Origin of the sequence: Pseudomonas sp. Sample_22 (assembly GCF_004307635.1) — a bacterium.
Lineage (GTDB): Bacteria > Pseudomonadota > Gammaproteobacteria > Pseudomonadales > Pseudomonadaceae > Aquipseudomonas.
Map to the genome: position 1 here is coordinate 1 of NZ_RCNY01000082.1, position 13,001 is coordinate 13,001.

The 13,001-nt window shown below is 61.3% G+C and carries 12 protein-coding genes; 2 read left to right on the top strand and 10 right to left on the bottom strand.

The features are described from left to right. Positions 1-192: 192 nt before the first annotated feature. From D8U73_RS21690 to cpaB, 8 genes are read right to left on the bottom strand one after another with little or no spacing between them, the layout of a single operon-like run. Complete coding sequence (locus D8U73_RS21690) at positions 193-468, bottom strand: DUF3613 domain-containing protein (protein ID WP_056852487.1); 276 nt, start codon at positions 466-468, stop codon at positions 193-195. A 12-nt stretch (positions 469-480) separates the two neighbouring features. After that, entirely contained in the window at positions 481-1,194 is a 714-nt protein-coding gene (locus D8U73_RS21695; RefSeq protein WP_130905757.1) for a hypothetical protein, read from the bottom strand. A 10-nt stretch (positions 1,195-1,204) separates the two neighbouring features. Beyond that, positions 1,205-2,095, bottom strand: coding sequence for a type II secretion system F family protein (locus D8U73_RS21700; protein WP_130905758.1), 891 nt, complete (start codon positions 2,093-2,095; stop codon positions 1,205-1,207). Further along, complete coding sequence (locus tag D8U73_RS21705) at positions 2,092-2,976, bottom strand: type II secretion system F family protein (RefSeq protein ID WP_130905759.1); 885 nt, start codon at positions 2,974-2,976, stop codon at positions 2,092-2,094. Before D8U73_RS21705 ends, D8U73_RS21700 begins: the two co-directional genes overlap by 4 nt. Positions 2,977-2,986: 10 nt before the next feature. Then, on the bottom strand, positions 2,987-4,267 hold the full coding sequence (locus D8U73_RS21710; protein ID WP_056852491.1) for a CpaF family protein: 1,281 nt from the start codon (positions 4,265-4,267) through the stop codon (positions 2,987-2,989). Continuing rightward, entirely contained in the window at positions 4,264-5,451 is a 1,188-nt protein-coding gene (locus D8U73_RS21715) for a pilus assembly protein (protein ID WP_056852492.1), read from the bottom strand. Before D8U73_RS21715 ends, D8U73_RS21710 begins: the two co-directional genes overlap by 4 nt. Continuing rightward, on the bottom strand, positions 5,448-6,710 hold the full coding sequence (locus D8U73_RS21720; RefSeq protein WP_130905760.1) for a type II and III secretion system protein family protein: 1,263 nt from the start codon (positions 6,708-6,710) through the stop codon (positions 5,448-5,450). The genes D8U73_RS21715 and D8U73_RS21720 overlap by 4 nt, the downstream gene beginning before the upstream one ends. Before the next feature lie 21 nt (positions 6,711-6,731). Continuing rightward, a complete protein-coding gene (gene cpaB / locus D8U73_RS21725; RefSeq protein ID WP_056852494.1) occupies positions 6,732-7,682 on the bottom strand; it encodes a Flp pilus assembly protein CpaB in 951 nt (316 codons plus the stop codon). A 321-nt stretch (positions 7,683-8,003) separates the two neighbouring features. Here cpaB and D8U73_RS21730 point away from each other — a divergent pair, with 321 nt between their 5' ends. Beyond that, positions 8,004-8,201, top strand: coding sequence for a Flp family type IVb pilin (locus tag D8U73_RS21730; RefSeq protein ID WP_130905761.1), 198 nt, complete (start codon positions 8,004-8,006; stop codon positions 8,199-8,201). Between the two features lie 65 nt (positions 8,202-8,266). After that, the gene (locus D8U73_RS21735) at positions 8,267-8,680 is read left to right on the top strand and encodes a response regulator (RefSeq protein WP_130905762.1); all 414 of its coding nucleotides are present in this window, start codon (positions 8,267-8,269) and stop codon (positions 8,678-8,680) included. Positions 8,681-9,527: 847 nt separating this feature from the next. On the opposite strand, the gene D8U73_RS21745 is transcribed toward D8U73_RS21735, so the two are convergent. Together D8U73_RS21745 and D8U73_RS21750 are read right to left on the bottom strand one after the other, a co-directional pair. After that, positions 9,528-11,198 carry a POTRA domain-containing protein gene (locus D8U73_RS21745; protein WP_130905763.1) on the bottom strand — a complete coding sequence of 557 codons (1,671 nt, stop codon included), beginning with the start codon at positions 11,196-11,198 and terminating at the stop codon, positions 9,528-9,530. 138 nt (positions 11,199-11,336) lie between these two features. Next, complete coding sequence (locus D8U73_RS21750) at positions 11,337-12,866, bottom strand: collagen-like triple helix repeat-containing protein (RefSeq protein WP_130905764.1); 1,530 nt, start codon at positions 12,864-12,866, stop codon at positions 11,337-11,339. Positions 12,867-13,001 lie beyond the last annotated feature (135 nt).

The following is a 13,001-nucleotide window of genomic DNA, read 5'->3' on the forward strand; positions in this document are numbered from 1 at the left end:
CAGTCCGCATCGCAATGCGCTGCTGGGCATTGCGCAGATCATCATGCTCGGTGAGTTGGCGGTGAATCGGGCGCTGGATAATCTCGATCCGCCGTAGTAGGCCGCGTTATCGTTCATCGTCAGCAGGGGATGCATTTCAACCCATCCTGTGGCGAGGGAGCGTGCTCCCGCGCCACGATTTGTCAGGTGCAGCTATTCCCCCGACCCACTGTCCACCGCACCCCCTGCATCCTGATCAAAAAACGCCGGAATCTCATGCTGGTAGCTCTTGAGCCAGCGTTGCATGGCCAGTTCCCGTTCGGTCGCGGTGGCGGTTTGGGTTTTTTGGGAGGCGGCCATATTGCTGCTTTGCAGCTGCAACCAGCCTTCGGTTTCCTGTTGTTGCGGTGACGCGGGGCCAGGGCCGATAGCGTGGGCATTGAGTGGCAAGGCCAGGAGGCCGAGGCAGCAGAGGGTAGTGGATTTCATCCTGGGATCTCCCTACTGAAGGGGCACGGTGGTGACCGCTGCAACTTGCGCGGCGGCGGTCGCGGCAGGTTTGGCCGGGCTCTTGAGTTTTTCCGCGCGGGCCTGGGCTTCGGTGACTTGCGCCGGGCTCAGGCCGAGGCGGCTGACCAGTTCGGCAGCGCGGCTCCAGTCGTCCTGGTAGATCAGCAGCGTCACCAGATTCTGCGCGGCCAGCAGGTCGCTTTGCTTGAGTTCCATGGCGGTGAGGAATTCGAATCGGGCATCTTCGACACGCAGTTGGTTGAGGTACACCACGCCCAGGTCATTTCGGATTTTTTCGTCGGTGGGCGCCAGTCGCGCGGCCCGTTGCAAGTGGGCCTGCGCCAGGCCGTTGTCGCCCCTGGCGGCGGCGAGTTGGCCCAGGCCGTGTTCGGCTTCGGCGGCCATGCAACCGCCGAGCAGGCTGCGGTACAACGGTTCGGCTTCGCTGCGGCCGAGCAATCGGTAGACCTTGGCTTTGCGCAGGCGCACATCGGCGAGGTTGTCCGGCAGGCTTTGCAGGTTGGCCAGGCTGGCGTGCAGTTTGCCTTCCTTGGCCATGTCCTCGGCCAGGTTCAGCGACAGCTGTTGCTCGGAGCTCAGCTTGCTGCAACTGGCGGAGTCGGTCAGGGCGCTCCAGGGTGTTTGACCGGTGCTCGCGCAACCGCTGAGCAACAGCAGACTCAAACCGGCAATCAGTGCTTTCATCAGAATCCCTCTACGAAGCAAAAGCCCGGGCCAGGGCGGTGAGCCCCGGGCCGGCCAGGACGATCAATAACGCCGGGAAGAGGAACAGCATCATCACGACGGACATTTTCGCGGACATCTTGGAGATGTATTCCTGCAGGCGCGTCAGGCGCCGATCATCGAGCAATAACTTGAGCGCCAGCAGGGATTTCATCGCGCCGCCGCCCTGATGTATCAGCTGTTGCAGGATCACGCAGGTGTCAGTGAATTCGTCCACCGCGAGCATGCGCGAGGCCTTGTTCAGCTCCTCGGCCAGTTCCAGGCCGGAGTCGACGCGGGTCAGCACCAGGCGTAATTCATGGGTCAGAATCGGCAGCAGTTGTTTGCCTTCGTTGCTCAAGACGCGCAGCGATTGCTCCACGGCCATGCCCGACTCAAACAGAATGCGCAGCAGTGGAATGAAGGTGGAAATTTCGATCGCCAGTTTTTTCCGCCGACGGTGAGCGGCGGCAGCAAGCAGACGTTTTGGCAGCAGATAACCGATGCCGACGGCAAATGCCGGGACAATCCACGGATTGGCGATCTGCGGGAAGAACAGCCCCTGGATCATTGCACTCAGGGCCAGTGCCAGCACCGGAACCCCCACTTGGCACGCCGCGAAGATCGAGCGTTTGCGGGCGGTGCGCCAGCCGAGGGCGTTGAGCAGCGTTTGGGTTTCGTTATCGAGACTGACCGTTTGCCGGCCCACACGACTGTTGCCCAGCGCATGCAGCCATTGGCCGAAGCGGTTATCCGCCGGGTTTTTACCGTCCAGCCGTTGCACCACTTGGCGGGCACGCCGACGCAGTTCCAGCACGACACTCAGCAGCATCAGCGATGCCAACAGAAACAGCAGCGAGCTCAACAGCAATGACAGGTTCATAGGCTACGCAACATGCGCCACAGCGCCAGACAGCCAAATACCTGAAAGCCCAGCGCGGCCATCAGCATCATTTGCCCCGAGCCATCGCTCCACATGGTCATCAGGTATTTGGGATTGGCGATCAGGAAGTAACCAGCGACGGTGACCGGCAACGCCGCCAGGACCACCGCCGTGACGCGGGTTTCGCCGGTCATGGCGCTCAGTTGACGCGCCGCCTGTTCGCGTTCGCGGATCATCTTGATCAGGTTTTCCAGCAATTCGCTGGCGTTGCCGCCGTAGCGGTGGTTGACCTTCAGGCCGAGGGCAAACAGACGCAGTTCGTCTTTGTCGTAGAGTTCGGCGAAGTCCGATACCGCTTCGGGCAGGCTGATGCCCAGTTGTACGTTGCGTTGCACCCGGCCCAAGGCATTTTTCAGCGGGTCCTGGGCGGCATCGATCGCACCCAGCACGGCATCGGCCAGGGTGCGTCCGGACTTCAGGCTGCGCACGGTGTGATCGAGCAGCGGCGGCAATTGTTCGATCATGCGCTTTAGCCGGCGTTGGTAGCGCCATTCGACAAACACTTTCAGGAGCAAGGGCGGCAGCAATAACGCCAACAGCAAGCCGATCCAGCCGCCCGCTACGACGGCGACTAAAACAAGCAGACCCCACAGGGCGAGCCACTGTTCGATACGTTCAGTCGGGCGCCCGAGACCTGCGCGCAAGAAGGCCCGCTCCAGCGCCGACCATGAGGTTTTGTGCGCCACCCGTTCCGGTTGCCCTTGGCTCAAGCGCTCCAGCACGCGCTGGGTGCCGGGTTGACGCAGGCCGCGATAGAGCAAACGCGCCGACAGGCCCAGCAAGGCCAGGCAAACGACGATGAGCAGCAGCGGTTTGAGCATGCCGTGGCCTTCAGTACGCGATAGGGGAGAGCGTCGACTCGCGACGCAATTTGTCGCCAGCCGGGTTGAGCGCCTCGCGCAGGAAACCAAAGCCACTGCGTCGGTCGAGGCGGAACAGGGTATTGGTCACGTAGACGTCTTCGCGGATGCCGATGACCTCCACCACCTCGCTGACGCAACGGCGACCGTCGGGCATGCGGGTCAACTGAATCACCACGTCCAGCGCGGCGCAGATCATCTGGCGCAAGGTCCGTTCGGCGATGCTGCGGCCCGTCAGACCGACCAGGGTTTCCAGGCGCAGCAAAGCATCCTGGGCATTGTTGGCGTGCACGGTACTCATGGAGCCGTCGTGGCCGGTGTTCATTGCCGTCAGTACGTCGACCACTTCGACACCGCGGATCTCGCCGAGGATGATCCGGTCCGGACGCATCCGCAGGGCGTTGCGAATCAGGTCGCTGGCCTTCACCTCGCCATGGCCCTCGGCATTCGGCGGGCGGGTTTCCAGGCGCACCACGTGCGGGTGGCCCAGTTGCAATTCGGCGACGTCTTCGATGGTCACCAGGCGTTCATGGGGGTTGATCAACTGGCTGAGGATGTTCAGCAGCGTGGTCTTGCCGGTGCCGGTGCCGCCACTGATCAAGATATTGCAGCGCTTGCCCACGGCTTCCTGGAGGAATTCGTAGATCGCTTGATCGATGGTTTGCATGGCCATCAGGTCGGTGCTCTTGAGCATGTCCTGGCGGAACTTTCGAATCGACAGGCAAGGGCCGTCCAGCGCAATCGGGGGAATGATCGCGTTGACCCGGCTGCCGTCCGGCAGGCGCGCATCGACCATCGGCGATGATTCATCGAGCCTGCGTCCCAGTGGCGCAAGAATGCGTTGCATGACGCGTTCGACGTGGTGCGCATCGATGAAACGCAAATCGCTTTGGTGCAGCACACCGTCACGCTCGATAAACACCCGATGCGGGCCATTGACCAGAATTTCGGTCACGGCCGAATCACGCAGCAGCACTTCCAGCGGGCCGAAACCGGTGAGCTCGTCGACGATTTCTTCGGCCAGGCGCTCCATCTCGTAGCGGGAAATCGCCAGGTGCAGGCGCGCGATGTATTCGGCCACTTTGTCGATGACGAACTGCGACAGCACTTGCCGTGAACCTTCCAGCAGGTTTTTGCCGGACTCTTCGATGGCATCGATGATGTAGCGGTGCAGCACCAGTTTCAGGCCTTCATGATCGGTATTGCCGGCCACCGCGCGCGGGCTGGCGCCGAACAGTTTTTCCGCGCTCATTGCACACCTCTCAAGCGACTGAACCAGGACTTGGGTTTGGCCAGGCTTTCGGAGCGTTTGGCCAGGCGTTCACCGAGGGTGCGCAGGCTTTGGGTGAGGACTTCCCGGGGTGCCAGTTCAAACAGGGTCACACCCTGGTTCTTTGCATTCAGACGCACTTCGGGGCAGTAGGCCAGGGTGGCGATGATTTCCATACCGAAGCTTTTGCCCAAGGCATCTGAGTCCGGCGCCACGCTGCGCAGATAACGGTCGACCAGCAGTTTGGCGTGATCGAGCTTCACACCCTTTTCGCGCCACAGGTTGAGCACCGCCAGGTTGCGGCGGCAATCAAGCACGTTCTGGTCGGTGTACCACAACAGCTTGTCGCAATGGCTGACGAAGGTGCGCAGGGCTTCACTGTCGGGCTGGCCGGTGAGGTTCACCACGATGTGCTGGAAGTGTTGACGCAGGGCGCTGAGCAGCATGTACAACTCGGCAGCGCTGGTGTGTTCCAGCGGTTCATCGTTGTTGGCGTAGGCGAGGATGCGCAGGCCGACTTCGCAGCGGGTGAAGGCGCTGTCGATCAGCGTGGCATCGAGGCGGCGGACATGACGCAAGGCATCGCCAAAATGAAACGAACTCTCCAGACCGAGCAAGGCCAGGCTGTCGCCGCGGGGTAATCCGAGGTCGAGCAGCAGCGTCTGCTGGCCGCTCTTCTGCACCACTTGCGCCATGTGATTGGCAAGCAGCGCACCGTCGGCATTGCTCTGCACGCCATACAACACGGTCAGGCCGCCCAAATGGTTGCTGGGCGCCACGGCTGGCAGGCGCTTGCTCAAGCGCCGCACCAATCCTGCGACTTCACTGGAACGTGAACCATAGGCGACAAAGTCCCGCGCGCCGGCCCGCATGGCATTGAGTACCAGTTGGTTGTCCATGCCGTCGCCCAGCGCGACGATGGCCAGCATCGGTTTGGCTTCCAGCGCGCCTTCGATCAACGCGCACTGCGCGACCACGTGTTCACGGTCAAGGCCCACGAACACCAGGTTGGCGAAGGTCACGTCGACCAGCGCCAGCAGTTCGTCGAGGCTACCGCCCCCGGCACTGACCACCTGGCCCAACGGCGCGAGGGCGCCTTGCAGCCATTCAAGATCGGTGCTGTTGCGCGTGATCGCAAGAAAGGTCTGGCTGAGGTTCTGGCTCATTGCGATAGCCCGCTGCGTTTATCGAAGTCGCCGTTTTCAAGGAAGTACAGGCGATACCAGTTGGGATCGTAGTTGCGCAGTTTTTCACCGGGCAGCGACGGCAACTGTGCATTCACGGCCAACGGCTGCACCAGGTGCGGGGTGACGATCATCAGCAGTTCCCGTTCTTCGCGATTGATTGCGGAACTGCGGAAGAACGCACCGAGGATCGGGATGTCGCCCAGCCCCGGAAACTTGTTCACCTGCGAGGTGTTTTGCGTGCTGATCAAGCCGCTGATGACGAAGCTCTCACCGTCGGCCAGGGAGATGCTGGTGTCGGTGCGGCGAATGGTGAAGGCCGGCACGGTGGTGCCGCCGATGGTCACCGCGTTGTTGTAGTCCAGTTCGCTGACTTCGGGTGCGACCTTGAGGGCGATCTGGTCATTGCCGATCACAGTGGGTGTGAGCGTCAGGCGGATGCCGAATTCCTTGTATTCGATGGAATAGCTGTCGCTGTTGGCGCTGGGAATCGGGATCGGAATTTCACCGCCCGCCAGGAAGCTTGCGCTCTGGCCGCTGAGCGCCACCAGGCTTGGCCGAGCCAGGGTATAGGCGAAGCCACTGCCCTCCATGGCATTGATGATCGCGAGGAAGTTACCGCCACCGGCGACGATGTTGTACATATCATTGGCCAGCGGAATGCTCGGCACGGCAATGCGCGGGTCAAGGTTGCGCAGCGGGAATACCCGTGGTGTCACCGCGGTGTTCGGCACCGTGCCGGGGGAGCCGAACAGGAAGTTCGAGCTTTTGCCGTAGATCGACGTGCTGGCTTCCTTAAGTTTGGTGCGGCTGACTTCGACGAAGCGAATGTCGGTCTGTACCTGCGATGGCAGCAAGGGATCAGCGGAGGGTAGCTGTCGTGCGGTGGTCATGGCCGTCGTCGCGCGACCCTGGACGAACACCATGCTTTGGCGGGGTGCACTGGCGCAGGCCGTCCAGACCATCAGGCTGGTCGTGCCGGAGGCGACGCCGGTGATCAGGAACGCCTGATTGCCGTTGACCCGCACATCGGCGATTTTCGGGTCACCCACGGCGATCCGGGTAATCGCTACGGGCGATTGCAACTCCTGTTGCTGCCCTTCGCCCACTTCCAGCGCGGCCGGCAATGGGCCGAGCGTGGCGCAACTGCCGGTTGCAGCGGTTGCTGACGCCAGCGGTAAGCTGCCCAGCAAGGTGGCCCAGATCAAGCCGTTGAACAACGGCGTAAAACGTCTGCGCATTAAAAGGCGTCCTTGCACGATTCAGGGGGTCTGTTGAGTGATTTCATTACCGCGGATCACTTCCACAGCGGACTTGCGTGGTGTGGTTGCGCCACTGTTGGTGATCGGTTTGGGAGGAGCTGTCATGGCCAGTTGGTTGAACTGCACCAGTTCGCGATTGGCGTTGGCGATGTTGGCCGGGGATTCGCTCTGGCCGGCCCAGTAACGGGCCAGGCGTTTTTCATCGGCGCTGCGCACCGCCAGGCGCAATACCCCGGCCTGTGCTGCGAGCATCAAGCGGCTGAGCAGTTGTTCGGGCACGGCGAGCAGCACGGTGCGGGCGCCAGCGCGTTGTTGTTCCTGTCTGAGTTTGTCGTCGTTACTGCGAGCCGGGCTGGCGGGCTGGCCGTTGTTGGTCAAGCCCATTTGCTCGCCCACGCCCAGTACACGCAAGGCCGGTACCACCAGTTGCGCCGACGGTTGCAGGTTGATGGCGTCGCCGCGCAAAAACAGCAGCACATCGACATAATCGCCCGGCGTCAGTTGACCCCCGGCGTTGATCACTTCATCTACGGCGACGGCCAGAGCGCGTTCATCGGGACGAATCATCCGCGCCAAGTTACTGCCAGCTTCGAAACTTTCATCGCTCAGCCAACTGCCGGCGCGAAGGGCGCGCCAAGGCGTGCGGCCAATGGCCTGGTCAAGTTGGGTGAGGCTGCCCGCGGGGACGGTACGAAGTTTTTCCAGGGCGACATCGTCGGCGGTGATTTGTACAAACGGCGCGATGTCCCGTTGCAGTACCACGACGGGTTGGCGAGTGGTGTCTTCTTCAACAGGCGCGGTCGGTTGTACGGTGGAGGTGGTCGTATCGGTCCCGGTTTGCACAACGGGCGCGGCGACGGGTTGGCGGGTCAGTGTGAAGCCCAGGTAACCGGCAATGACCGCACCCACCAGAGACAATCCGGCAAGACCCAGGATGAAACGGCTGTTCATGACGGCTCTCCCTTTCCTGCTGCTTAAAGCCTCGCTTTCCAACGAGAAAACTTCGCAATCAGGCAGCTATGAACATAAAACGATTTCGCTATTTGACCGTAGCGCAGCTAGAGCAAAACGCCATTACCCAGAGCGAAATATCTGGGCAAAGTTAAAGAATTCGATGAAATGCAGGGTTTTTTGACGTCAACGAAACGACTAATACTTTCGTATTAATGCGTTGTTACAGTTGTTGGAAGGGGGAATGCCGACAATGCTGATGCTGGCATAGGGGAATCATGTTGCGCTTGTGCAACACCCGGGTGCTTCAGGAGACATGTCATGCCTTTTTCCAAGCTGGTTCAGAAGGTCAAATCGGAGTTCGTTTTCTACAAGGGGCTGGTCAAGGATACCGAGGGTGCTTCGGGTATTGAGTATGCGATTATTGCGGCCATGGTGGCGGTGGTTCTCGCCGGGTTCAGCTCAGGCGTCAAGACCGCCATTTCCACTACCTTTACATCGATCAAGGCTGCTTTGTAACAGTCAGCCATGCGCCTGTTTCGAGTGATCCAAAGTCAGCGTTCAGTCCAATGCAGGGTTGCCTTATGAATGCTCCAGCAGCGCCACGACAGCAACTTCTTCTGGTCGATGACGAAGAGGACGCAGTGCTTGAGTTGGCGGAGTTGCTGGAGGGTGAGGGCTTCGTTTGTTTCACGGCGACATCGGTCAAGCTGGCGCTGCAAACGCTGACGCAGCATCCGGATATTGCGCTGGTCATCACTGATCTGCGCATGCCGGAGGAAAGTGGCATGTCGTTGATCAAGCGGTTGCGCGAGCATACGTCGCGTCAGCATTTGCCGGTGATTGTGATGTCGGGGCATGCGGACATGGACGATGTCAGTGACATGTTGCGTTTGCAGGTGCTGGATTTGTTTCGCAAGCCGATTTATCACGTGCGGTTGTTGGAGACGTTGAATAATCTTTTTCCTTTGCCGCAGGTTTATTTGGTCAAGGGGTGATTGCGGTCTTGGCCTTGGCGGCCTCTGGGCCGACCAGGCTCTTGGTTGGTTGCGTACATATCCATTCCTGCGGTAACGGCGGCTTATGGTTCCGCTTTTACAGCGGGTCACTTTTGTCAAACGACACAAAAGTAACCAAAAAGTCTCTCCCCGTACGTACGGCCCCTCGCTGAGGCTCGGGGTTCCTTCGCTCCGGCATTCATCCGGGGGCATCGCCTCCGGTCTGCTTCGCGACGACCTCCTCTCGATGTGTGCGGCTGCGCCGCACGGCGCTACGCGCCCACCCCCGGATAAACGCCTCCACTCAGCCTGCCGAGGGGGCGGGTGGATCAAGATCAAAAGCTGCAGGCGAGCTAACGCTCGGCCTGTTGAGTGGTGAGAAGCAACGGCGGTGGGGTGGTGTTCTGCTTCTGCTATTGCTTTTGCTCTTCTGTGGGAGCTGGCTTGCCAGCGATGGCGGCCTGACAGCCAACCAATCTCTACCAGATGCCCCCAATCCAACTGTAGGAGTGAGCCTGCTCGCGATGGCGGATTCTCATTCAACAGGTGAGTTGACTGATCCACCGCTATCGCGAGCAGGCTCACTCCTACAGGGGATCTTCAGTGATCGAAAATCCCGATCACACCGGGATCCACTGTGGCTTGCCAGCGATGGCGGCCTGAGAGCCAACGATTCTCTACCAGATGCCCCCAATCCAATTGTAGGAGCCAGCCCTGCTGGCGATGCCGGCCTGACAGCCAACCAATCCCTACCAGATGCATTCCAACCCTGTGGGAGCTGGCTTGCCAGCGATGGCGGCCTGACAGCCGACCATTCTCCAAAAGATGCCCCCATCCCTCACCCACCCTACAACTGATAACTGAAACTGATGCTGTACCGCGGCTTGCGGTTGAAGGTATCCAGTGCCTCATCGGACATGGGTTTGGCCGCCTCGAGTGCAATGTTGTAGTACCTGGCATCGCCAAATCGCAAACCCACGGCTGCCGATGACATGTCGCTGCCTTTGACCGGCAGTTGGTTGAACCAGGTCTTGGCCCGGTCCAGGACCACGTAAGGTTGCAGGACCCTGACCCAGTTCCCGTCGCGGTTGAAGCTGTAGTTCACTTCGTAGGCCGCGCCCCAGCCCTTGTCGCCGGATGCCTGGTCGTCAGGGTAGCCGCGGCCGAAGTTTTGTCCGCCGAACACAGCGCGTTCGCTGTCAGGCAGGGTGTCGTCGCTCCAGTACCAGGCGGCCGACAGCACGCCTTGCCAGTGGTCGAAGAATTTATCGCTTTGCACCCCTGACAGGCGCAGACGGAAGAAGTCCAGGTCGAGGGCGCTGTTGTTGGTTTCTGCGCCCATGCTGTCGAGTCCTTGATACAGCCCGCCGCTGATGATGCGCAGTTGTTGCGCATCGGCCTTGCGCCAGTCGCTTTCGAACGCCAGGGCGCGGACGTCGGTGCGTTCTTCAACGCTGAGCGGGAAACCCACCACTTTGTAGCGGGTCTTGTCGTTGACCGCGTACAACCGCGCTCCGGCGCTGAGCAGTTCGTTGGGCGAGGCAATGACCGGATGGCTGAAGCCAATGGAATACCGGTCGTTTTCCCGGTGGGGTTCGAGCTCAAGGCCGTTATCGAGTCTGATATTCGTACCAAGGTCGGCGCGGTAGCGGGAGGCGGACAGTGCCAGTTGCATGCCTTCGGCATTGAGGAACTGGTTGTAGTCCAGACGATAGTAATGTTCATCGTCATCCCCCGGTGGAAACAGGCCGCTGAGGCTCAGTTGTTCTCCCATGGCGGTCTGGGAGTTGCTGCTCACGCCGAGCAAGGCCTGGGTGCCGTTGCGGTTGTCGTCGGTGGTGCTCAGGCTGCTGGTGAAGGGCTTGCGGCTGGCCTGGGCGATAAGGTCGGTCGCGCCATCGGTGGTGCCCGGCGGCGGGACTTGCGCTTGCAGGGTCACGCCGGGTATTCGGCTCATCAACGTGGTGTAACGTTCGAACGTTTTGCGGGTCAGCGGCCGTTCGGTCTGGAGTTTGGCCACCAGTTTGTCGAGCAGGCCTTTGACCCGTCCGATGTCGCCCTGCAGTTGGTAATTCCTGATGTAGCCTTCCACCAGCACCACCCGCGCCACACCGTTATCGAACGACTGCCGTGGCAGAAACGCGTAGGACAGCAAGTAGCCATCCTGTTGATAGCGGCGGGTGATGTTGCGGGTCGCTTCGATCAGGTCGGCCAGGCTGGTTTCGTGGCCCAGCAGCGGTTGGTAAATAGCGGCCAGTTCCGTCAGCGGGTAAATGGTCCCGCCTTCGATCTGCACGGTTTTGAGATTGACCTTGGTACCCATCATCAACGGTTGCGCTTGTGTGGCGCCGGGCTCCGGCACTTGCAGGGGGGCGGCTGTTGGACGATAGGCGTCGGCGGGCAGGTTGGGTACCGGCAGGTTGCGGATCGTGTCGTTGCTGTTGAGGAAGCTGGGGAGGGTGTCGGCGAAAGCGGTGCAACTGAGGGGCAGTAACAGCAGGCAAGGCAAAATGCGCATAGGACACTCCCTGTTCAAACCGCTGTGTCGCGTGGGTCTTCGTGACCCAAAGAAAAAGACGGAAGACTGATCAGAATCTTCCGCCTCCAACCAAGCGTAGGCGCTGTAGGTAAGGCCGTCGAATCGGCCAGGTGCAATTCAGCGTTGGTTTCCTCCCAGTGCGCCGGTCAGCCCACCCAACACGCCGCCCAGGCCACCGGAGGTGCCGGTGCCGGTGCCGCTGTTGACCAGCCCGCCGACCGCCGCAACGGTGCCGCCCACGGTGGTGACTGTGGTGCCGACTGCGGCGACAACCGGGTTGGCGTTGCTGCCGGTAATCGCGCCGCCGAGGTTGGCAACGGCGCCGCCGACCTGGCCGGTGAGGCTGGCGACCGGGGAGCCAATGCCGGTCGCGCTGCCGATGTTTTGGGTCAGGCCGGTCACGCCAGTGGTGACGGGATTGATCGCGGCCCCGATGCTTGTGGCGACGGTGCCCAGCGCCGCGGTCGGTCCGGTATTGGCGATACCGCTACCGCCCAGAGCACTTCCCACCGAGGCGATCAGATTACCGCCAGCCGCACCGTTCACGCCGACCGCGCTGACCACGCCATTGGTGTTGCCGATGTTCAGCCCGCTACCGACGTTGACCACAGCGCCGCCGACGGTTTCCAACAGGCCGTTGCCACCCAGGCCGCCGCCAGATCCGCTGCCGTTGGCCAGCAGGCCTCCGACCTTGCCGACCGCTGTGCCGGTGTTGCTCAGGGTGCCACCGACGGTGTTGGTCAGTGCGTTGCCGTTGCCGGCATCGGTGACTTTTCCACCTATGCCATCAACCGTGTCGCCGACTTTCTGCACGATGCCCTTGAGCGGATCGCCCAGGCCGGTGGCGTCGCCGACCTTGTCGGTGGTGCTCTCGACCATGGCGATCACCGGCACCAGTTTGTTGCCGACTTCCTGGGTCACTGAGCCCAGCGGACCGCTGGTGGTCGCGGTGCTCAACGTGTCGCCAAGCATGGTGACTCGCTCGCCGACCCCATCGAGCACCGGCGCAACGCGGGTCACTACGCCACCCACCACCGGCACGCTGTTGGTGGCGGTCGCGAGTTTGCCGCTGACATCGGAAACGCCGTCACCGACATCCTGCACGACGCCGCCGACTGCCGAGGCGGTGACACCGAGGCCATTCGGATCGGTGCCGAGTTTGCCCAAGCCATCGGCCACGCCGTCACCCAATGTGCTGACCACGTTGCCGGTGGTGTTGACCACGCTTTGTACCACGCCACCGACCACCGGAACCGAGCCCAGCGAATCGCCGATCTGCCCTACGCCATCGCCGACGCCACCGACAGTGGTGCCGACGTCCTGAAGCAGGGTGGTGGTCACCAGCGGCGTTACCGTTGGATTGGTCGGGTTGGTGGGGTCGGTTGGATTGGTCGGACTGGTCGGGTCAGTGGTGCCGCCACCGCCACCGCCAGTGCCTCCTGTTCCACCTGTACCTGCCCCGCCTGTGCCAGCGGTGCCGTCTGAACCACCGGCTGCACCACCAGCACCCGCAGAGGTCTGGCCATCGGGTGAGGAACTGTCGGAGCTGCTGTCATGACCGCCACCGCCGCTGCTGCAACCGGCCAGACCTAGCGAGAGAATGAGCGCCAATGCAATTGCGGATTTGCACAAAACTTGAGTTTTCATGATTGAAAGTCCTTGCACCTGTAACAACGTCGTTGTCTTCGATGGCTGACCGGTTCTGTCGCCGGCCATGCCTCCGTCCGTTGTCCACATATCAATCGCAAGGCTTCTGCAACGCCATTCTCCACTTGGTATTAA

Bases quoted from the DNA above. Each gene is read 5' to 3' on its own strand.
- D8U73_RS21730 (WP_130905761.1), top strand. From the start codon at position 8,004: ATGCCTTTTTCCAAGCTGGTTCAGAAGGTCAAATCGGAGTTCGTTTTC.
- D8U73_RS21750 (WP_130905764.1), bottom strand. From the start codon at position 12,866: ATGAAAACTCAAGTTTTGTGCAAATCCGCAATTGCATTGGCGCTCATT.
- D8U73_RS21735 (WP_130905762.1), top strand. From the start codon at position 8,267: ATGAATGCTCCAGCAGCGCCACGACAGCAACTTCTTCTGGTCGATGAC.
- D8U73_RS21705 (WP_130905759.1), bottom strand. From the start codon at position 2,976: ATGCTCAAACCGCTGCTGCTCATCGTCGTTTGCCTGGCCTTGCTGGGC.
- D8U73_RS21710 (WP_056852491.1), bottom strand. From the start codon at position 4,267: ATGAGCGCGGAAAAACTGTTCGGCGCCAGCCCGCGCGCGGTGGCCGGC.
- D8U73_RS21695 (WP_130905757.1), bottom strand. From the start codon at position 1,194: ATGAAAGCACTGATTGCCGGTTTGAGTCTGCTGTTGCTCAGCGGTTGC.
- D8U73_RS21715 (WP_056852492.1), bottom strand. From the start codon at position 5,451: ATGAGCCAGAACCTCAGCCAGACCTTTCTTGCGATCACGCGCAACAGC.
- D8U73_RS21700 (WP_130905758.1), bottom strand. From the start codon at position 2,095: ATGAACCTGTCATTGCTGTTGAGCTCGCTGCTGTTTCTGTTGGCATCG.
- D8U73_RS21745 (WP_130905763.1), bottom strand. From the start codon at position 11,198: ATGCGCATTTTGCCTTGCCTGCTGTTACTGCCCCTCAGTTGCACCGCT.
- D8U73_RS21690 (WP_056852487.1), bottom strand. From the start codon at position 468: ATGAAATCCACTACCCTCTGCTGCCTCGGCCTCCTGGCCTTGCCACTC.
- cpaB (WP_056852494.1), bottom strand. From the start codon at position 7,682: ATGAACAGCCGTTTCATCCTGGGTCTTGCCGGATTGTCTCTGGTGGGT.
- D8U73_RS21720 (WP_130905760.1), bottom strand. From the start codon at position 6,710: ATGCGCAGACGTTTTACGCCGTTGTTCAACGGCTTGATCTGGGCCACC.